14 protein-coding genes are annotated in these 20,106 nt (G+C 73.2%); 11 read left to right on the top strand and 3 right to left on the bottom strand.

Annotated features, from left to right (window positions below; translation table 11 throughout):
* Positions 1-86: 86 nt before the first annotated feature.
* The 4 genes from AB0I82_RS17890 (at position 87) to nudC (ending at position 9,556) form a co-directional block, all read left to right on the top strand.
* Entirely contained in the window at positions 87-3,551 is a 3,465-nt protein-coding gene (locus AB0I82_RS17890; RefSeq protein WP_363258414.1) for an ATP-dependent DNA helicase, read from the top strand.
* 82 nt (positions 3,552-3,633) lie between these two features.
* On the top strand, positions 3,634-7,137 hold the full coding sequence (locus AB0I82_RS17885; protein WP_363258183.1) for an ATP-dependent DNA helicase: 3,504 nt from the start codon (positions 3,634-3,636) through the stop codon (positions 7,135-7,137).
* 10 nt (positions 7,138-7,147) lie between these two features.
* Complete coding sequence (locus tag AB0I82_RS17880) at positions 7,148-8,602, top strand: dipeptidase (protein ID WP_363258182.1); 1,455 nt, start codon at positions 7,148-7,150, stop codon at positions 8,600-8,602.
* An 18-nt stretch (positions 8,603-8,620) separates the two neighbouring features.
* The gene (gene nudC, locus AB0I82_RS17875; protein WP_363258181.1) at positions 8,621-9,556 is read left to right on the top strand and encodes an NAD(+) diphosphatase; all 936 of its coding nucleotides are present in this window, start codon (positions 8,621-8,623) and stop codon (positions 9,554-9,556) included.
* A 62-nt stretch (positions 9,557-9,618) separates the two neighbouring features.
* On the opposite strand, the gene AB0I82_RS17870 is transcribed toward nudC, so the two are convergent.
* On the bottom strand, positions 9,619-9,876 hold the full coding sequence (locus tag AB0I82_RS17870) for a glutaredoxin domain-containing protein (RefSeq protein WP_363258180.1): 258 nt from the start codon (positions 9,874-9,876) through the stop codon (positions 9,619-9,621).
* 143 nt (positions 9,877-10,019) lie between these two features.
* Between AB0I82_RS17870 and AB0I82_RS17865 the strand changes: the two genes are divergently transcribed.
* From AB0I82_RS17865 to AB0I82_RS17845, 5 genes are all read left to right on the top strand, one after another.
* The gene (locus AB0I82_RS17865; RefSeq protein ID WP_363258179.1) at positions 10,020-12,359 is read left to right on the top strand and encodes an ATP-dependent DNA helicase UvrD2; all 2,340 of its coding nucleotides are present in this window, start codon (positions 10,020-10,022) and stop codon (positions 12,357-12,359) included.
* Positions 12,360-12,552: 193 nt separating this feature from the next.
* Positions 12,553-12,939, top strand: coding sequence for a hypothetical protein (locus AB0I82_RS17860; protein WP_363258178.1), 387 nt, complete (start codon positions 12,553-12,555; stop codon positions 12,937-12,939).
* A 145-nt stretch (positions 12,940-13,084) separates the two neighbouring features.
* On the top strand, positions 13,085-13,438 hold the full coding sequence (locus tag AB0I82_RS17855; RefSeq protein ID WP_030264188.1) for a WhiB family transcriptional regulator: 354 nt from the start codon (positions 13,085-13,087) through the stop codon (positions 13,436-13,438).
* The gene (locus AB0I82_RS17850; protein ID WP_363258177.1) at positions 13,435-13,752 is read left to right on the top strand and encodes a hypothetical protein; all 318 of its coding nucleotides are present in this window, start codon (positions 13,435-13,437) and stop codon (positions 13,750-13,752) included. Before AB0I82_RS17855 ends, AB0I82_RS17850 begins: the two co-directional genes overlap by 4 nt.
* A gap of 357 nt (positions 13,753-14,109) precedes the next feature.
* The gene (locus AB0I82_RS17845) at positions 14,110-14,361 is read left to right on the top strand and encodes a hypothetical protein (RefSeq protein ID WP_363258176.1); all 252 of its coding nucleotides are present in this window, start codon (positions 14,110-14,112) and stop codon (positions 14,359-14,361) included.
* 84 nt (positions 14,362-14,445) lie between these two features.
* Here the strand turns inward: AB0I82_RS17845 and AB0I82_RS17840 are convergent, their stop codons facing one another.
* On the bottom strand, positions 14,446-15,885 hold the full coding sequence (locus AB0I82_RS17840; protein WP_363258175.1) for an AarF/ABC1/UbiB kinase family protein: 1,440 nt from the start codon (positions 15,883-15,885) through the stop codon (positions 14,446-14,448).
* Between the two features lie 290 nt (positions 15,886-16,175).
* Positions 16,176-17,327, bottom strand: a complete 1,152-nt coding sequence (locus AB0I82_RS17835; protein ID WP_363258174.1) for a TOMM precursor leader peptide-binding protein — start codon at positions 17,325-17,327, stop codon at positions 16,176-16,178.
* 402 nt (positions 17,328-17,729) lie between these two features.
* Here AB0I82_RS17835 and AB0I82_RS17830 point away from each other — a divergent pair, with 402 nt between their 5' ends.
* Positions 17,730-18,329 carry a M48 family metallopeptidase gene (locus AB0I82_RS17830; protein ID WP_363258173.1) on the top strand — a complete coding sequence of 200 codons (600 nt, stop codon included), beginning with the start codon at positions 17,730-17,732 and terminating at the stop codon, positions 18,327-18,329.
* A 127-nt stretch (positions 18,330-18,456) separates the two neighbouring features.
* Positions 18,457-20,106 (top strand): TerD family protein, encoded by a 1,650-nt coding sequence (locus tag AB0I82_RS17825; protein ID WP_363258172.1) that lies wholly within the window; start codon positions 18,457-18,459, stop codon positions 20,104-20,106.

The raw sequence follows: 20,106 nt of genomic DNA, 5'->3' as shown, positions 1-20,106 counted from the left end.
GGCCGCACCCGCAGCCGGCGCGGCGGGATGCCCCCGGCGCGTACCGGCTGGTGCGCACCCGGCCGGACGCGGTGCGCCTTCCTGCCATGGACGCACGTCAGCGCGGTGTGGTTGACCACGAGGACGGCCCGCTGCTCGTGCTCGCCGGTCCCGGTACGGGCAAGACCACGACGCTCGTCGAGGCGGTCACCCGGCGCGTGCGGCAGGGCACCGACCCCGAGCGCATCCTCGTCCTCACCTTCAGCCGCAAGGCCGCCGTGGAGCTGCGCGACCGGATGGCGGCACGGCTGAGCCACGAGGCGGGGCCCGAGGCGGACGGGGAGGCCGACCAGGGAGAGGTGGCGCGTGGTGTTGACGGGGCGCCGGTGCACGAGCCCGTGCGCCGGGCGGGCAGCCCGCAGGCCACCACCTTCCACTCCTTCTGTTACGCGCTGGTCCGCGCCCATCAGGACGCCGACCTCTTCGCCGACCCGCTGCGCCTGTTGTCCGGCCCCGAGCAGGACCTCGTGGTCCGCGAACTGCTGGCCGGCCAGGCCGAGCTGGCCCGCGACCACCGCGCGCCGGTCGGCTGGCCGGACGAGCTGCGGGCGTGCCTGACCACTCGCGGCTTCGCCGACGAGGTGCGGGCCGTGCTCGCGCGCAGCCGGGAGCTGGGGCTCGGCCCGGACGCGCTGGGCGACTTCGCGCGCCGCACGGGACGGCCCGACTGGGGCGCGGCCGCCGGCTTCCTCGCCGAGTACCTCGACGTCCTGGACGCCCAGGGGGTGCTGGACTACGCCGAGCTGGTGCACCGCGCGGTGCTGCTCGCCGAGGGCCCCGAGGTGGCGGCCGAGCTGGCACGCCGCTACGACGCGGTGTTCGTCGACGAGTACCAGGACACCGACGCCGCGCAGGTCAGGCTGTTGCACGCGCTGGCCGGGAACCGGGGGCCCGCGCGCCCCGAAGAGGGCCGCGGCGGCCGCACCCTGATCGCCTTCGGCGACCCGGACCAGTCGATCTACGCTTTCCGCGGCGCCGACGTCAACGGCATCCTCGACTTCCCGGAGACCTTCCGGCGCGCGGACGGCGCGCCGGCGCCCGTACAGGTGCTGCGCACCGCCCGGCGCTCCGGGGCCGCGCTGGTCGCGGCCACCCGGCTGCTCACCCGCCGGATGCCGCTCAACCGGCTGCCCGCCCGGCAGGTCCGGGAGCACCGCGAGCCGACGCCCGTACGGGACGGCGGGCGGGCCGAGGTGTACACGTACCCCACGGCAGGCGCCGAGCTGGACAACATCGCCGACATCCTGCGCCGGGCGCACCTGGAGGACGGCGTCCCGTGGCAGGACATGGCCGTCCTCGTGCGTGCCGGCGGCCGTTCGATCCCGTCCGTACGCCGTGCGCTCACCTCCGCCGGCGTCCCCCTGGACATCGACGGCGACGACCTCCCGCTGCGCCACGAGCCCGCGGTCGCGCCGCTGCTGCTGGCCCTGCGGGTGGCGGCGACGGACGCGCCGGGGCCGGAGGGGGCCGAGGAGTCGCCGGAGCCGCTGGAGGCGCCGGAGAGCGGCGAGGAGCGGTCGGCGGAGCCCGCGGGCGGCGAGGGGGCCGCCGGGGTGCCGGACGGGGCTGTGGAGGCGCTGGAGGGGGAGCCGGACGGCGCCGTCACAGCGCCCGCGGAGGCCACCCGCATCGCGCCCGAGGTGGCCATGGAGCTGCTGACGTCCCCGCTCGGCGGGATGGACGCCGCCGACCTGCGGCGGCTCGGGCGCGCGCTCCGGGAGGAGGAACGGGCCGCCGGGCGGACCGTGCCGCGCCCCTCGGACGTGCTCATCGCCGAGGCGCTGGACGAGCCGGAGCGCCTCGTGGCGCACGACCCGGCGTACGCACGGGGCGCCCAGCGGCTCGGCCTGCTGCTGCGCAAGGCGCGCGAACTGCTCGCCGGCGGCGGCACCGCCGAACAGGCGCTGTGGGAGCTGTGGGACGGCACCCCGTGGCCGGGCCGGCTGGAGCGGACCGCCCGGCGCGGCGGCGCGGCGGGCCGCAACGCCGACCGCGACCTGGACGCCGTCGTCGCGCTGTTCGAGACCGCGGCCCGCGCCGAGGAGCGCACCGGCGGCCGCGGCGCCCTGAACTTCCTGGAGGAGCTGGACAACCAGGACATCGCGGCGGACACACTGACCCGCCGCACGGTACGGCCCGACGCGGTCCGCCTGATGACGGCGCACCGTGCGAAGGGCCTGGAGTGGCGACTCGTGGTGATCGCCGGCGTACAGGAAGGGCTCTGGCCCGACCTGCGCCGCCGCGGCTCCCTCCTGGAGGCCGACCGGATCGGCCGCGACGGCCTCGCCGAACCGCTCACCCCGGGCGCACTGCTCGCCGAGGAACGCCGGCTGTTCTACGTGGCGGCGACCCGCGCCCGCGAGCGCCTGGTCGTCACCGCCGTGAAGGCCGCGGCCGACGACGGCGACCAGCCCTCCCGCTTCCTCACCGAGCTCGGCGTCGACCCGGTGGACGTCACCGGGCGCCCGCGGCGCCCGCTCTCGGTGGCCGCGCTCGTCGCCGAGCTGCGCGCCACGACCGTCGACCCCGACGCCTCGGAAGCGCTGCGTGCCGCCGCCACCGAGCGGCTCGCCAGACTGGCCGCGCTCCGGGACGACGAGGGCCGCCCCCTGGTGCCCGCCGCGCATCCGTACCGCTGGTGGGGCCTCTACGAGCCGACGCACAGCTCCGTACCGCTGCGCGACCGCGACACCCCTGTGGCGCTCTCGGGCAGCGCGCTCGACCAGCTCGCGAATGCCTGCGCGCTCCAGTGGTTCCTGGGCCGGGAGGTCAGGGCGGACGCGCCCGCGACCGCCGCGCAGGGCTTCGGCAACGTGGTCCACGTCCTGGCCGACGAGGTCGCCTCCGGACGCACGCCCGCCGACCTCGCCGTCCTGATGGAGCGGCTGGACTCCGTATGGGACGCGCTCGCCTTCGATGCGCCGTGGAAGTCGCGCCAGGAGAAGGACAGCGCACGCGCCGCCCTGGAGCGCTTCCTGCGCTGGCACGTGATGGAGCGCGAGACGCTCGGCCGCACCACGGTCGCCACCGAGCACGGCTTCGACGTGACGCTGAAGGCCGGTGCGGCGGGCGAGTACGCGGTCCGCATCCGCGGCAGCATGGACCGCGTCGAGGCCGACGCGGACGGCCGTGCGTACGTCGTGGACTTCAAGACCGGCAAGAGCAAGCCGACCGGGCCCGAGGTGGCCCGGCACCCGCAGCTCGCCGTGTACCAGCTCGCGGTGCGCGAGGGCGCGGTCGACGAGGTCTTCGAGGGGCGCACCCCGGGAGCCGGCGGCGCCGAGCTCGTACACCTGCGTCAGGGCGCGCCCAAGAAGGACGGCGGCGACGCGCTCCCCGTGGTGCAGGCCCAGCAGCCGCTGGACGGCGACTGGGTCGGCGACCTGCTGGCCACCGCCGCCGGGCGGGTCCTGGAGGAGCGCTTCGTCCCCTCGACCGGCAAGCACTGCGCCCATTGCGCCTTCAAGAGCTCCTGCTCGGCGCGCCCCGAGGGACAGCACGTCGTGGAGTGACGATCCGCGCCACCCGAGTGCCCTACAGGCTCTGACCGGCCGCTTTCCTCCGTTGTCAGTGCCGCCCGTTACCGTCTCGGACGTGTCCGCACGCATCACCGACCCCGAGCAGCTCAAAGAGCTGCTGGGCATCCCGTTCACCCCGGAGCAGACGGCCTGCATCACGGCGCCGCCCGCCCCGCAGGTCATCGTGGCCGGCGCCGGCTCCGGCAAGACGACGGTCATGGCCGCCCGGGTGGTGTGGCTGGTGGGCACGGGGCAGGTGGCGCCAGAGCAGGTCCTCGGCCTGACGTTCACGAACAAGGCGGCGGGCGAGCTGGCCGAGCGGGTCCGCACGGCCCTGCTCGCGGCCGGCGTGACCGACCCGGATCCGCTGCCGGCCGGCCGGGGCGGCGCCGACGACGCCCCCGGAGAGCCGCGCATCTCCACGTACCACGCCTTCGCCGGGCAGCTCCTGAAGGACCACGGACTGCGCATCGGTGTCGAGCCCAGCGCCCGGCTGCTCGCCGACGCCACCCGCTTCCAGCTCGCCGCCAGGGTGCTGCGCGCGGCGCCGGGCCCGTATCCCGCGCTCACCACGTCGCTGCCCACCCTCGTCGAGGACCTTCTCGCCCTCGATGGCGAGCTCGCCGAGCACCTCGTCGCCCCCGAGGAGCTGCGCGCGCACGACACCCGGCTGCTGGCCGAGCTGGACGCCGCCAAGCTCAGCAACGCCGAGCTGCGCCAGGTCCCCGAGGCGGTGCGCGGCCGCCTGGAGCTGCTCGAACTGGTCGGCGCGTACCGCAGCGAGAAGCGCCGCCGCGACCTCCTCGACTTCGGCGACCAGATCGCCCTCTCCGCCACGCTGGCGACCACGCGCCCCGAAGTGGGCCGCCTGCTGCGCGAGGAGTTCGCCGTCGTCCTCCTGGACGAGTACCAGGACACCTCGGTCGCCCAGCGCCTGCTGCTCTCCGGTCTCTTCGGCGGGGGCACAGGCCACGCCGTCACCGCCGTCGGCGACCCCTGCCAGGCCATCTACGGCTGGCGCGGCGCCTCCGTGGCCAACCTCGACGACTTCCCCCGGCACTTCCCGTTCGCCGACGGCAGCCCGGCGAGCCGCTTCGCGCTCAGCGAGAACCGCCGCAGCGGCGGCCGCCTCCTGGACCTCGCCAACGGCCTGGCGGCCCCGCTGCGCGAGCGCCACGAAGGCGTCGAGGCGCTGCGCCCGGCCCCGGGTGCGGAGCGCGACGGCGTCGTGCGCTGCGCCCTGCTGCCCACCCACGCCGACGAGATGCGCTGGCTCGCCGACTCCCTTGCGCACCTCGTCCGTACGGGCACGCCGCCCGGCGAGATCGCCGTCCTGTGCCGCACGGCCGGCGATTTCGCGCGTATCCAGGGCGAGCTGGTCGCCCGCGATATCCCGGTGGAGGTCGTCGGCCTCTCCGGGCTGCTGCACCTCCCCGAGGTGGCCGATCTGGTCGCCGTCTGCGAGGTGCTGCAGGACCCCACCGCCAACGCCGCCCTCGTACGGCTGTTGATCGGCCCCCGGTGGCGCATCGGCCCGCGCGACCTCGCCCTGCTGGGCCGCCTCGCCCGTACGCTCGTGCACCACGACGGGCCCTCCGACGACCCCGAGCGGCGCCTCGCCGAGGCCGTCGAGGGCACCGACCCGGCCGAGGTGATCTCCCTCGCCGACGCGCTGGACACGTTCCTCGGGACGGACGGCGCCGCTCCCGAGGGCGACGGGCCGGGAGCCGGGCTGCCCTTCTCGGCCGACGCCAGGGTCCGCTTCGCCCACCTCGCCGCCGAGCTGCGCGACCTGCGCCGCTCCCTCGGCGACCCCCTGATGGACGTCCTGCACCGTGTCCTGGCCACCACGGGGCTCGATGTCGAGCTGTCCGCCTCCCCGCACGCCCTGGCCGCCCGCCGCCGGGAGACCCTGGGCTCGTTCCTCGACATCGCCGCCGGCTTCGCGGCCCTGGACGGCGAGGCCACGCTGCTGGCCTTCCTCGGCTTCCTCCGCACGGCCGTGCGGCACGAAAAGGGCCTGGACAGCTCCCTCCCGGGCGGGGAGAACACCGTCAAGGTCCTGACCGCGCACAAGTCCAAGGGCCTGGAGTGGGACGTGGTCGCGGTCCCCGGGCTGGTCGACAAGCAGTTCCCCAGCAGCCGGGCCCGCGAGTCCTGGACCAACCAGGCCAAGGTGCTGCCGCACGGCCTCCGGGGCGACGCCGACACGCTGCCCGATGTGCAGCAGTGGGACAGCCGCGGCATGAAGGCGTTCAAGGAGGCGATGAAGGACCACCAGTCCACCGAGGAGCTGCGCCTCGGGTACGTCACGTTCACCCGCCCGCGCTCCCTGCTGCTCGGCTCCGGCCACTGGTGGGGCCCCGACCAGAAGAAGCCGCGCGGCCCGTCGGCCTTCTTGGAGGCGCTGCGCGCGCACTGCGAGGCGGGCCACGGCGAGATCGAGGAGTGGGCCGAGCCCCCCGAGGAGGACGCGGAGAACCCGGCCCTCGTGGCCGCGGCCGACGACGGCACGGGGGAGTGGCCGCTCCCGCTGGACCCGGAGGCGATGAGGCGGCGCCGAGGGGCGGCGGAAGCGGTACTGGAGGGCCTGCGGCACCTCGAAGCGGCCGCCCCTGTCGACGCCGGTGCGCCCGAGGCCGAGATCCCCGCGCCCGCTCCCGACCCCGCGCATCCGGGCTCTCCCGAGTACTCCGATGGCGCCGCCCCCACCGTCCCCGCAGCCCGGGACGGCGACGCGGCCGACGCCGCGGTCACGCTCACCCCGGAGGAGCGCCGGGCGATCGCCTCCTGGGACCGGGACCTCGACGCGCTGGCGGGCGAGCTGCGCAGGTCCAGGGCGCGCGTCCAGGACGTGCCGCTGCCGTCCTCGCTCAGCGCTTCGCAGATGATGCGGCTGGCCGCCGACCCGGACGGCTTCGCGCGCGAGCTGGCCCGCCCGATGCCGCGCCCCCCGCAGCCCGCCGCGCGCCGCGGCACCCGCTTCCACGCCTGGGTCGAGTCCCGCTTCGAGGAGCTGACGCTGCCCATGCTCGGCCCCGAGGAGCTGCCCGGCGCGGGCGATGACGAGCCGGACGAGGACGGCATCGCCGACGAGCGGGACCTCGCCGTACTGAAGGAGGCATTCGCGCGCACCCCGTATGCGCAGCGCACTCCGTACCGAGTGGAGGCGCCGGTCCAGCTCACCCTCGCGGGCCGGCTCATCCGCGGCCGCATCGACGCGGTGTACCGCCAGGACCCCGATCCCGAGGCGGCGGACGGCTACACCGGCCCCACCTACGAGATCGTCGACTGGAAGACCGGCCGCGGCCAGGACGCCGACCCGCTCCAGCTGGCCCTGTACCGCCTCGGGTGGGCCGAGCAGCGCGGCGTCCCGCTGTCCGCCGTGCGCGCCGCCTTCGTGTACGTACGCAGCGGCGAGGTCGTCCGCCCCGCCCGGCTCCCCGGCCGCCGCGAGCTGGAGCGCATCCTGCTCGGCGAGGACCCGGAGGGCGCGGCGGAGGCGTACGACGGCGACCGGGTGTACTCGGCAGGTCACGGGGGTGAGACCGGCGACCGTACGACCCACGCGGGCCGATAGGCTCAGGGGTATGAGCAGCACCCCGGACAGCGCTGTCCGCACGTACATCAGCAGCCGACGTGACGCCTTTCTCGACGACCTCGGCGCCTGGCTGCGCATCCCCTCCGTGTCGGCCGACCCCGGCCACGCCCCCGATGTACGCCGCAGCGCCGAATGGCTCGCTGCGAAGCTCACCGAGACCGGCTTCCCGACCGCCGAGATCTGGGAGACCGAGGGCCTGCCCGCGGTGTTCGCCGAGTGGCCGTCCGGCGACCCGGAGGCCCCGACCGTGCTGGTCTACGGCCACCACGATGTGCAGCCCGCCGCCCGTGAGGACGGCTGGCACACGGAGCCCTTCGAGCCGCACACCGCCGACGGCAAGCTGTACGCGCGCGGCGCCGCCGACGACAAGGGCCAGGTGTTCTTCCACACCCTCGGGGTGCGCGCGCACCTCGAAGCGACCGGCCGCACCGCCCCGGCCGTCAACCTCAAGCTGCTCATCGAGGGTGAGGAGGAGTCCGGCTCGCCGAACTTCCCCGCGCTGATCACGAAGCACGCGCACCGCCTCGCGTGCGACGCGGTGATCGTCTCCGACACCGGCATGTGGGCGAAGGACACCCCGACGGTGTGCACGGGCATGCGCGGCCTCACCGACTGCCAGATCGACCTGTACGGCCCCGACCAGGACATCCACTCCGGTTCCTTCGGCGGCGCCGTGCCGAACCCGGCCACCGAGGCGGCCCGGCTGGCCGCGGCGCTGCACGACGAGGACCGCAGGGTCGCGATCCCCGGCTTCTACGACGGCGTGATCGAGCTCACGGAGCGCGAGCGGGAGCTCTTCGCCGAGCTGCCCTTCGACGAGGACGCGTGGCTGCGCACGGCGCACTCGCACGCGGCCCTCGGCGAGACGGGCTACTCGGTACTGGAGCGCATCTGGGCCCGCCCCACCGCCGAGGTCAACGGCATCGGCGGCGGCTACCAGGGCCCCGGCGGCAAGACCATCGTGCCGTCCGGCGCCCAGCTGAAGCTCTCCTTCCGGCTGGTCGCCGGCCAGGACGCGGACGCCGTCCAGAAGGCCGTGCGCGCCTGGGTGGCCGAGCGGCTGCCCGCCGGCATCCGGCACGACATCACCTTCTGGGGCGCCACCCGGCCCTGCCTGACCCCGCTGGACCACCCCGCCCTGCAGTCGGTCGCCCGCGCGATGGGCCGCGCCTTCGGGCAGCAGATCCGCTTCACCCGGGAGGGCGGCTCCGGACCCGCCGCCGACCTCCAGGACGCGCTCGGCGCCCCCGTGCTCTTCCTCGGCATCTCCGTCCCGTCCGACGGCTGGCACGCGCCCAACGAGAAGGTCGAGCTGGACCTGCTCATGAAGGGCGTCGAGACCACGGCGTACCTGTGGGGCGACCTGGCGGCCGGCGTGATCCGCCCACCGCGGCGCCTCGTAGCGCCGCCGCACATCCGTACGCAGCCCGCACCTCTCGCATAGGGGGAGTTGGAAACACCAGTGACCACCCGGATCGATCACGACGCACCCCGGCCCATCACCTTCAGCGCCGACAGCGGCATCGACCGCAGCGCGCATCACCGACTCGACGAGGCATGGCTCGCCGCGGCGTGGAGCCACCCGACGACGCGCGTCTTCGTGGTCTCCGGCGGTCAGGCCCTGGTGGACGACACCCCCGACGGCCGTACGGAACTGGTCATGACGCCCTCCTTCGAGGCGCCGATGACCGAGACCCACCGTTACTACCTCGGCCAGGACGAGGACGGCGTCCGGTACTTCGCACTGCAGAAGGACTCGCTGCCGGGGCGCATGGACCAGTCCGCACGCCCCGCGGGGCTGCGGGAAGCGGGCCTGCTGCTGTCCGAGCGCGACGCCGGCCTTCTTGTGCACGCCGTCGCTCTGGAGAACTGGCAGCGGCTGCACCGCTTCTGCTCGCGCTGCGGCGAGCGCACGGTCATCGCGGCCGCCGGCCACATCCGCCGCTGCCCGGCCTGCGGTGCCGAGCACTACCCGCGTACCGACCCGGCCGTGATCATGCTCGTCACCGACGAGGAGGACCGCGCGCTGCTCGGCCGCCAGGTGCACTGGCCCGAAGGCCGGTTCTCCACGCTCGCCGGTTTCGTCGAGCCCGGCGAGTCCATCGAGCAGTCGGTGCGGCGTGAGGTCTTCGAAGAGGCCGGCGTGGTCGTCGGGGACGTCGAGTACGTCGCCAGCCAGCCCTGGCCCTTCCCCTCCAGCCTGATGCTCGGCTTCATGGCCCGCGCCACCTCGCCCGAGATCCAGGTGGACGGCGAGGAGATCGAGGAGGCCCGCTGGTTCTCCCGTGAGGACCTGCGCGAGGCGTTCGAATCGGGCGAGGTGCTGCCGCCGTACGGCATCTCCATCGCGGCCCGCCTGATCGAGCTCTGGTACGGCAAGCCGCTGCCGAAGCCTTAAGGGGCATGCGTAAGGGCCGGAACCCTTGGGGTTCCGGCCCTCCGCGCATCCGGCCGTGGGCCTCAGACGCCGAGCTTCTCCTTGATCCACTTCAGCGGGGGATTGCCCATCGCGTGCTGCTCACCGCCGTTTTCGGGGATCACGACGACCGTCGGAACCAGCTGGTTACCGCCGTTCACCTGCTCCACGAGCTTCGCCGACTCCGGGTCCTGCTCGATGTTGACCTCGGTGTACGCGATGCCCTCGCGGTCCATCTGGCTCTTGAGCCGACGGCAGTAACCGCACCACGTGGTGCTGTACATCGTGACAGTGCCCGCCATGAGTCCCGTACTCCTTCGTGCTGGTCAGCTGTGCGCTGTGGTCAGCTGTGCTGCTGGCGGCCGCGGCGACTGCCACGGCCGGAAGGTTTAACGCGCCACCACCCCCGGCCATTCCCGGCCGTCTACGGGACGCGCGTATTCATATGACCGCAGGGCCCGGCTGTGGACAACATTCCCGGCCGCCGCCGTGGACCTGGCAGCATGGCGGGGTGACAGCAGCAACGGATCCCACCCTCTTCCCGCAGGCACCGCAGGCGACGAACTTCCCCGCCGCCCCGGCGGACGCCGACGCGGTGCTGGAAGGGCTCGACCCCGAGCAGCGCGAGGTCGCCACCGCGCTGCACGGCCCCGTCTGCGTGCTGGCCGGTGCGGGCACGGGCAAGACCCGCGCGATCACCCACCGCATCGCCTACGGCGTCCGCGCGGGCATCCTCCAGCCGAACACCGTCCTGGCCGTCACGTTCACCAACCGCGCGGCGGGCGAGATGCGCGGCCGGCTGCGCCAGCTCGGCGCCGGCGGCGTCCAGGCCCGTACGTTCCACTCCGCCGCGCTGCGCCAGCTCCAGTACTTCTGGCCCAAGGCCGTCGGCGGCGAGGTCCCCCGGCTGCTGGACCGCAAGGTCCAGCTGGTCGCCGAGGCCGGGACCCGCTCCGGCATCCGGCTGGACCGCACGGAGCTGCGCGACGTCACGAGCGAGATCGAGTGGTCCAAGGTCACCCAGACCGTGCCCGCCGACTATCCCGCCGCCGTCGCCAAGACGACCCGCGAAGCCCCTCGCGACCCCGCGGAGATCGCCCAGATCTACCGCACGTACGAGGACCTCAAGCGGGACCGCGGCGTCATCGACTTCGAGGACGTGCTGCTGCTCACGGTCGGCGTGCTGCAGGAGCGCCCGGACATCGCCGAGCAGGTCCGCGCCCAGTACCAGCACTTCGTCGTCGACGAGTACCAGGACGTCAGCCCCCTCCAGCAGCGCCTCCTGGAGCTGTGGCTCGGCGACCGCGACAGCCTCTGCGTGGTCGGCGACGCCAGCCAGACGATCTACAGCTTCACCGGCGCCACCCCCGATCACCTGCTGAACTTCCGCACCCGCCACCCCGGCGCGACCGTCGTGAAGCTGGTCCGCGACTATCGCTCCAGCCCCCAGATCGTCCATCTCGCCAACGGCCTCCTCGCCCAGGCCCGCGGCCGCGCCGCCGAGCACCGCCTGGAGCTGATCTCCCAGCGCGAGGCGGGCCCGGAGCCGGTGCACACCGAGTACGGCGACGAGCCCGCCGAGGCGGAGGGCACGGCGCGCCGGATCCGGGACCTCATCGCCTCGGGCGTGCCCGCGGGTGAGATAGCCGTCCTGTTCCGTATCAACGCCCAGTCCGAGGTGTACGAACAGGCGCTGGCCGACGCGGGCGTGCCTTACCAGCTCCGCGGGGCCGAGCGGTTCTTCGAGCGTCCGGAGGTCCGTGAGGCCGGACACAAGCTGCGCGCCGCGGCCCGCTTCGGAGGGAACGACGCCCTGCTGGACGACGCCATGGACCTGCCCTCCGAGGTCCGGGCCGTGCTCAGCGAGATGGGCTGGGGCGACCGGCCGCCGGCCGGCTCCGGCGCCGTGCGGGACCGCTGGGAGTCGCTGGCGGCGCTGGTCCGGCTCGCCGAGGACTTCGCGCGGGCCCGCTCCGGGGCGACCCTCGCCGACCTGGTCGCCGAGCTCGACGAGCGGGCGAACGCACAGCACGCCCCGACCGTCGACGGTGTGACGCTCGCCTCGCTGCACGCCGCCAAGGGCCTGGAGTGGGACGCGGTCTTCCTGGTCGGCCTGACCGACGGCATGCTGCCGATCACGTACGCCAAGACGGACGAGCAGCTGGAGGAGGAGCGCCGACTGCTGTACGTCGGCATCACGCGCGCCCGGCGCCACCTCAGCCTCTCGTGGGCCCTCTCGCGGTCTCCCGGCGGCCGGGCCCACCGGAGTCCCAGCCGGTTCCTGAAAGGGCTGCGACCGGGCTCCGGGGGCGCGGGACACCGCTCGCCCGGCGGGGGCGGCGGCATCGAGCGCGGTATCGGCGGCGGGGGAGCGGCCGGTCCGGGCGAGGAGCGGGACGCGGTGCGCCGCAAGCGCCGCGGGCCGATCCGCTGCCGGGTGTGCGGCCGGGTACTCACCGACGGCGGCGAGATGAAGCTGATGCGCTGCGAGGACTGCCCCTCCGACCTCGACGAGGGGCTGTACGAGCGGCTGCGGGAGTGGCGCGAGGCGCAGGCAGCCGCGCTGGGGCAGCCGGCATTCTGCGTCTTCACCGACAAGACACTCATGGCGATAGCCGAGGCCGTTCCGGGAACCGAGCAGGAGCTGGCGAGCATCCCTGGAGTAGTAAGGCGCAAGCTCGGCAGATTCGGCGCCGACGTCCTGGCCCTGTGCGCGGGAGAGGAACTCCCGGGTGGAGAACCCGCGACGGACCAGGCCGGAGGTGACGAGGACGCTACGGAATGAGGGCTTCCGGGGAACGGTTTCTGCGACGCGCAAAAGTCGTCGGAAAAATAGTTTGCGCGCGCGGAGCGCATCCCCATAGCCTTCGGAAGCACGGAGACAACGGGCCTTCCGAGAACCGTTGGATTCGTGCTGTACTGAACAACCCGGACCGGTTCGCATCGGTCCCCGAAGACGCCGAAAGGAGGCGAGACCAGTGATCAGCTTCATCGAGACCCAGAAAATGACCGATCTCTCGGTCGTCGCCACCTGCCCGCTCGGCTCTTCGCTCCATGGCACCGGTCTGTCCGGAGCCGGTCTGTCCGGAGCCGGTCTGTCCGGAGCCGGCCTGTCCGGTTCCGTCCGTCCGTCCGGCGTCGCGGCAGTGCGTCCCGCGTCCCTCGCGATTCTTCCGATTCGCGAGCGCAGCGAGCGACCGACCAAGGCACCTGAGGTAGCAGCAGCGGCAAACGCGCACGCCTTTGCCTTTGCCGCGGCCAATGGTGCCGAATCCCGGACTCAGTACGCCACGACTCAGTACCTCACGCAGCAGAACAGCATGTGGGCCTTCCGCGGGCTCGAACCCTGGAGTGATCCAGCCTGATCGGCGAGATCAGGTCGGCACCTTCCAGGGCCGCGGAACCCACACCGGGATCCGCGGCCCTTTTGTTTGCCCCTCCGCAGCCGGCGGAGGCGCCACACGACAGCCCAGCCACCAGCCGGGCCGAACAGACGAGGAACACACCACCGTGCAACTCCAGACGCACACCCCGTCCGTCGCCACCGACCTGATTCCCCCGCCCGACCTCCAGGAGAACCCCTTGCTGCCCCTCACCGAGCTCGACGACGAGATCGACCGCCTCGGCGCCGCCGTCCCGTGCCGCACCTACGACCCGGAGGTCTTCTTCGCCGAGTCGCCGGCCGACGTCGAGTACGCCAAGTCGCTGTGTCAGACCTGCCCCGTGCGCGAGGCCTGCCTGGCCGGTGCCAAGGACCGCCGCGAGCCTTGGGGTGTCTGGGGCGGTGAGCTCTTCGTCCAGGGCGTCGTCGTCCCCCGGAAGCGCCCGCGTGGCCGTCCGCGCAAGAACCCGGTCGCGGCATGAACACCACCGGCACAGGAACGATCGACCGTCCCGCCACCCGGGACCCCCAGAAGCAGGACCCCGCGATGAACCCCTCTCTCACCGAGACTCCCGCCCCCGCGAACTCCGGCGCGAACGAGCGCCGTCAGAACAGGACCCGTGAAATGCAACTCATCCCAGAAGCCCTGGCGAGGGCCCATATCCAACAGCGCCTGAGCGAGGCCGAGACCGAACGCAGAGCGCTCCGGCTCGCCGCGGCCCGGCGCATGCAGCGCCGCGCCGAACGCGTCTCCCTCCGCGCCCGCCGCGCCCTGGCCATGGCCGTCATGCAGTAACGCCGGGGGCATCCGCCCGCGTCGCCTGCCCACCCCACCCGTAGCGCGCCCCACGCCCGTCCTGGGCAGTGCGGCGCGCTATGCGCTGTGTGGGGGAGGGAAGCTGTGTGGGGGAGGGAAGGGGCATCGCGCGCGACGGTCGGATCGGATCGCGTGTGGCGACGTTCGAACCGGATCGCGCGTTGCGCTATTTCGATCGGGTCGTGCGCCGTTGTGATGGAACGTGCACCCGGCGAGTGAACCGTGCGCCGGTGCCGCAGGGCCGTGCGCCGGATGCCGGAGTCGTGCTCCGACACGCACAGCCTTACTGGTGCGTTGTGCACGTATTGCCGGCCTCGGCGGGGATATCGTCGGGCAGTGGACCATGAGACGCATGAACGGGCGGAGTTGACCGACGAAACCGACCGGACCGACTGGTCCGCCCCGACCGGCGGGCCCGCCGGGAACGGCGAGGGCGCGGTGTGTGACCGGTGCGGCGCGGTAGCCGACGGCACGCCCGTGACCTGGACCTGTTCCATCGAGAACGGCGCCCGCCGCTACTTCTGCGAAACCTGCGCCCGCACCCACCTCCGCGCCATCGAATCCCGCCTGGACTCCGCTTGGTGGTGACCGCCGATTTAAAGGGGGGAAGCGGAGTCCCTTCCCGAGGGTGGCGTGAACGGGGCAGCGGCGCAGGCGGTGTGGGACCGGATCTCAGGCGGAGGTTTCCTCTGCCTCCTCCTCGGCGTCTTCCTCTGCGGTTGTGGCGTCCCGTGGGGCTTGGGTGGGGATCGGGGCGGGATCGGTGGTGGGGGTGGGCTGGACGAAGCCCGGTAGCCACGTGGTGAGTTCGTCGCGGAGGCAGACCGTCGCACCCAGCTGGCACAGGACGCCGATCGTGCTCAGCGTCACGCGGTGTATCAGGAGATACGCCGGCGGCAGGTTCAGCTGTTTGCCCAGCTGATGGGCGGGCGAGCGGGGGTCCGCGATCCGGGTCGCCTGGGTGCGCATCCAGCCGCGGGTGAAGGTGAACTCCTCGGCCTGCGCCGGCTCGATGATCGGCAGGAGGTAGTCCAGCACCGCGTCCGGCTCCAGGTCGATGGAGTCCTTGATGAAGCCCTCCTCGCACAGCAGCTCGTAGACCGCGTCCGCCTGGCCGTCCAGCGTCATCCGCAGCGATGTGCCGATCGTGGGCGGCAGCCCGTCCGGCAGCCGGTCGACCGTACCGAAGTCCAGTACGCCCAGCCGCCATTCCTCCGGCGGACCGTCGGGGGCATGCCCGGTCAGCAGGCGGAAGTTTCCCGGGTGAGGGTCGGCGTGCAGCAGGCCCGTACGCGCGGTGCCGGAGAAGAGGAAGCGGGCCAGCAGCTGTCCGGCGCGGTCCCGCTCCTCCGGGCTGCCGTCCGAGATCACCTCGGAGAGCGGCACCCCGTCCATCCACTCCGTGACCAGTACCTCGTCGCCCTGGTGGACGACGGCCGGCACCACGACGTCCGGATCGTCGGCGAACTCCGCGGCGTACGTGCGCTGAGCCGCCGCCTCCAGGCCGTAGTCCAGCTCCTCCGAGACCCGGTCGCGCAGCTCGGTGATCAGCGGCTTGACGTCCATCCCGGGGATGAGTGGGCCCAGCAGACGTGCGAAGCGGCCCAGTTGGGCGAGGTCGGAGAGCAGCGCCTCGCCCGCACCCGGGTACTGCACCTTCACCGCGACCTCGCGGCCGTCGTGCCACACCGCCCGGTGCACCTGCCCGATCGACGCCGCAGCCGACGGCTTGTCATCGAACTCCGCGAACAGCTCCCGCCAGTCCTCGCCCAGCCGCTGGGCGAGTACAGAGTGGACGGTGGCGGAGGGCAGTGGCGGCGCCGCCTCCTGCAACTTGGTCAGCGCGGCGCGGTACGGCCCGGCGATCTCCTCCGGCAGCGCCGACTCGAAGACGGACAGCGCCTGTCCGAACTTCATCGCCCCGCCCTTGAGCTGGCCCAGCGTCGCGAAGAGCTGCTCGGCCGTGCGCTGCTGGAGCTCCGTGGCGATCATCTCGGCCGGCCGCCCGCCGATGCGCTTGCCGAGTCCGAGCGCGGTGCGGCCGGCGAAGCCCAGGGGGAGGGCGGCGAGCTTGGCGGTCCGGACGACGGCCTTGCGCGGCAGATCAGACATGTGCGCGTCCTCCCAAGGTCCCGACTCGGCCGGGAGCGTTGTTCCCACAGGTCAGGTGAGTCAGAGCGGTCGGATCGGTCGGAGTGGGTGGATGAGTTGGAACGGTCGGGACAGTGACCGCGGTCGCGGCAGCGAGGCCGATGACGCCCGTGACGCCGGAGCGTTCGGTGCGGTCGGCGGGGTGGGCGAAGGCGGTCGGGACGGCGCGGTCGGTGGCCGTGGGATCGGTATCCGCTGGGTGAGGTTGTGCCGGCATACGCCCCTCCAACTCGCGCTGGCCCCGGGTGGGGTTACTCCGTCATTGTTGCGTGTCGGGGCCGAGGATCCGAGGCGGCTGCGGTGGCAGGGGAGCGCGCCGCGCCACAAGCGCACTCGGGGTGAGCCTCGATCTGATCGGTGTCCCAGCTCATACAGGGGAGCGCAAGCTCTGTCCGTGCGCCCGTACAGGGTGGCAGATGCCCGTCGAGGAACGTCAGGACCTGCGTCGCGGCGAGTCCCGCCACCGTCGTGGCCAGCGCCGCGTCGCACGCGGGCACGACCGGCGCGGCGCGGCCCGAACGCCACTGTGCCAGCAGCTGGGGCCAGGCCGGCTCGGCATCCGTACGGCGCAGCTCCCAGCAGCCGGCGCAGGCCGAGTCGCCGGGGATCACCAACGGCCCCACCACACCCGTGGCCTCGATCACCCCCACGTACAGGTGAGGCATGCCGGAGGCGAGGAACTCCTCGGCGAGCCGGGGATCGGGGGCATAGGCGGCCAGGCCGTCCCGCGGGGCGAGCACCGTCAGCGCGAGAGGGGGCTCATGGCGCGGATCGGATGTGCCGCCGGTGGTCCGGGTGGGGCGGCCGGTTCGGCGCTTCCATGGGGAGGAGGCGCTGACCAGGCGGCGGGCGGACACGTCGCGCCGTTCGCCGATGCGGTCGGCGGGGAAACCGGCGGGCAGTACGTCCCAGGGCTCGACCCGGCCGCTGTCGTACACGTCCACCTGCCCGACGCCCGCCGCGGAGAGCAGTGCCGCGATCGACGCGCCCACCCGGCCCGTGCCGCGCACCAGCACCCGTGCGGAGCGGCGCGCCCCCATCCGTTCGTCCGCGCCTGCCGAGTCGCGATGGCGTACCGACAGTGCGGCCAGGTCAGGGCGTAACCGGTCGAAGGCGGGGACGTCGGCCTGGAGCGCGTCGGTCGCCGGGGTGCCGCGGGCCGGAGTGTCCAGCAGCCCGGCGGCCTCCAGACGGTCGACGATTTCGCGGGCATGACCCGGCGGCAGCTCCAGCGCCTTGGCCTCGCGCTCCAGTTGCTCCACGCTGCGGGTGCCGTCGATCAGGCTCAGCAGGCTGCCGGTCGCGATGTCCACGGGGCCCACCGCCACGGCGTGGGCCGGGGCGACGCCGAAGCGCACGGTGGCCCGGTCCGGCCAGCCGCGCCGCAGAGCCGGCTTGAGCATCGGGTGCGGGGAAGGGAGGGGAGAGGGGCCCGGGCGGGAAGTGGTTTTCGGCGATTCGGGTGGTGAGGGCGGCGTGGGTGGTGAGATGGTCGGGTGTGGGTGCGGCATGTCGTCCCCCGTTGGTGCGGTGCCGGTCGATGGTGCCGTTGGGCGGGCGGATGGTCACGGACTTCTGGACGCTGATCATGTACTTCGCGGTGGTCTTCCGGCCGTCCGCAGAGGTCCGGATCTGGCGTACGGCTCGAGCATGCGGCAAAGGCCGAATCGGTGCCTGAAGTTATCCACAGAAGGCGCGATTAGTCGTACAAGTGCCGAGCGTCTCTTTACCCGTCATGGAGGGTTTCGCCCGCAACCCGGCTCGGGGACGGGACTTCGCCCGGCGCCAGAAGGTAACGTCGGGGCGTGCCCGCCGACCCACCGCACCGTGCCGCCGACCCGCAGCGCAGGACAGTAGCGAGCCCGCAGAGCCGCGCGTCCGCGACCAGCGCGGTCGAGGTGCGCAGAAGCTCGCGGCGGCGGCGGACGGTCTCCGCGTACAGAGAGGGCGACCGGACCGTCGTCCTGATCCCGGCCCGGATGTCCGAAGCCGAGGAGCGCCGCTGGGTGACGGTCATGCTGGACAAGCTGGCCGCCCAGGAGAGCAAGCGGATGCTGGGCGACGACGACCTGGCCGAGCGCGCCGAGCGGCTGTCGGCGCAGTACCTGGGCGGCCGGGCCCGCCCGGCGTCCGTGCGCTGGGTCACCAACCAGAACACCCGCTGGGGATCGTGCACGCCGGCCGAGGGCAGCATCCGGCTGTCGCACCGGCTGCAGGGCATGCCGGAGTACGTCATCGACTACGTGCTCGTGCACGAGCTGGCGCATCTGCTCGTGCCCGGACACGGTCCCAGCTTCTGGGAGCTGTTGACGGCGTATCCACGGACGGAGCGAGCGCGTGGTTACCTCGAAGGAGTGGTCGCCGCAGACCGGCTGCCGCACCTGCCCGCCGCGCGCAGCGAGTGACGGCGGGGCCAGCACGGCCGCCGCTTTCGTGACAGAACCGTCGAGCCCCGGCATCGTGCCGCATACGTACCAGCCGTTAGCCTGACGCGCAACGCAATCAAGCTCGGATGGGGGACGGTCGTTACGTATGGCCAGGGAATTCCAACGGGGCCACAAGGCCAGGATCAGTGACCTGACCGCAGGGACGGATCTGTACGTGGGCGTACAGATCGCCGGTCCCGGTCTGACCTTCGACATCAGCTGTTTCGGCCTCGACGCCGACGAAAAGCTGTCCGACGACCGGTACTTCATCTTCTTCAACCAGCCGAAGTCGCCCGAGGAGTCCCTCCAGCAGCTCGGCGCGCAGGCCGGTGACACCGAGTCCTTCCGGGTCACGCTCGACCGGATCCCGCAGCACATCCAGAAGCTGTCCTTCACCGCGGCGATCGACGGCGCGGGCCAGATGTCGCAGATCGGTCCGGGGTACATCCGGATCGTCGCCGGGGGAGAGGAAGTCGCGCGGTACTCCTTCACGGGGGCCGAGTTCAGCACCGAGCGTGCTGTCATGCTCGGCGACTTCTACATGAAGGACGTGTGGCGCTTCGCGGCTGTCGGGCAGGGGTTCGACGGCGGACTGGAGGCGCTGCTGAAGAACTTCGGCGGCGAGGTCGCCGAGGAGGCGGAGGCCGCGCCGCAGCCGGACGCCGTTCCCGGGTTCGCACCGCCCGCCGCCGCGGAGCCCGTGCCCGGCTTCGCACCGCCCGCGGCCGCAGCGCCGGCCCCGGCCCCGGCCCCCGCTCCCGCCCCGGCGCCCGGCTTCGGTGCCCCGCAGCAGCCCACGGTCCCGGAGCCCGCGCAGCCGTACGCCACGCAGCCCGAGCCCGCCCCCGTACAGCAGCCGAACGAGCAGCCCGGTTTCCCCCAGCAGCCGATGGCTCCACAGCAGGACCAGCAGGCCCAGATGCACGCGGCGCCGACCATCGCCGCCCCCATGGCGCCGCCGGCGCCCACGCCCTATCCGGGCCAGCCCGTCCCGCCGCCGGCTCAGCCCAGTCCGTACGGTCAGCAGCCGCCCGCCTACGGGCAGCCCGCGCCGCAGGGCAGCGGACAGTACGCCGTGCCGCAGCAGGGCGGTGGCGCCGGGCTGGAAGCCTCGCTGCAGAAGTACCGGGAGGCCCCCACAGGGCAGCGCTGGACGCCCCAGAGCGAGAAGCTGATCCGGGTCGACCTCGGCGTCGACGGACAGCCGGTGCTGGCCCGCCAGGGCAGCATGGTGCTCTACCAGGGCAAGGTCGACTTCAGCTACAAGGGCGCCGGCTTCCGCGGCCGCATCGTGGGCAACGCCACCGGCCAGGAGATGCAGCTGATGCGCTGCTCCGGCCAGGGCCAGGTCTTCTTCGCGGAGAACAGCGCCCATGTGCACCCCATCGAGCTGCAGGGCGACGCGATCTGCGTCAATGCCGAGAGCGTGCTGGCCTTCGACGAGTCGCTGCAGCACGAGGTGCGCCGTATCGAAGGGCACGGCATCCCAGGGGGCGCGCTGTTCACCATGCAGTTCCAGGGCACCGGCACGGTGGTCGTGAAGACCGCCGGCACGCCCGTCGTCCTGCCCGTCACGCCGACCACCTTCGCGGACGCCAACGCCATCGTCGCGTGGTCCGCCGCCTCCCAGGTGATCATCTCCAGCCAGGTGCGGCTGCGCCGCAGCGCGTACCCCGGCCACTCCGGCGAGACCGTGAACCTCCAGTTCCGGGGTGCTCCCGGCAACTTCATCGTCGTCCAGCCCTACGAGGTCTGA

This window comes from Streptomyces sp. NPDC050315 (genome assembly GCF_040655775.1).
In the GTDB taxonomy this organism is placed as follows: Bacteria; Actinomycetota; Actinomycetes; order Streptomycetales; family Streptomycetaceae; genus Streptomyces.
The sequence above is the reverse complement of the archived record's forward strand: the minus strand, read 5'-3'. Positions and strand labels throughout refer to the sequence as shown.

Coding starts and splice junctions, on each gene's coding strand:
- AB0I82_RS17890 (WP_363258414.1), top strand. CDS start 87: ATGGACGCACGTCAGCGCGGTGTGGTTGACCACGAGGACGGCCCGCTG.
- AB0I82_RS17880 (WP_363258182.1), top strand. CDS start 7,148: ATGAGCAGCACCCCGGACAGCGCTGTCCGCACGTACATCAGCAGCCGA.
- AB0I82_RS17870 (WP_363258180.1), bottom strand. CDS start 9,876: ATGGCGGGCACTGTCACGATGTACAGCACCACGTGGTGCGGTTACTGC.
- AB0I82_RS17865 (WP_363258179.1), top strand. CDS start 10,020: ATGACCGCAGGGCCCGGCTGTGGACAACATTCCCGGCCGCCGCCGTGG.
- AB0I82_RS17850 (WP_363258177.1), top strand. CDS start 13,435: ATGAACACCACCGGCACAGGAACGATCGACCGTCCCGCCACCCGGGAC.
- AB0I82_RS17840 (WP_363258175.1), bottom strand. CDS start 15,885: ATGTCTGATCTGCCGCGCAAGGCCGTCGTCCGGACCGCCAAGCTCGCC.
- AB0I82_RS17835 (WP_363258174.1), bottom strand. CDS start 17,327: ATGCTCAAGCCGGCTCTGCGGCGCGGCTGGCCGGACCGGGCCACCGTG.
- AB0I82_RS17825 (WP_363258172.1), top strand. CDS start 18,457: ATGGCCAGGGAATTCCAACGGGGCCACAAGGCCAGGATCAGTGACCTG.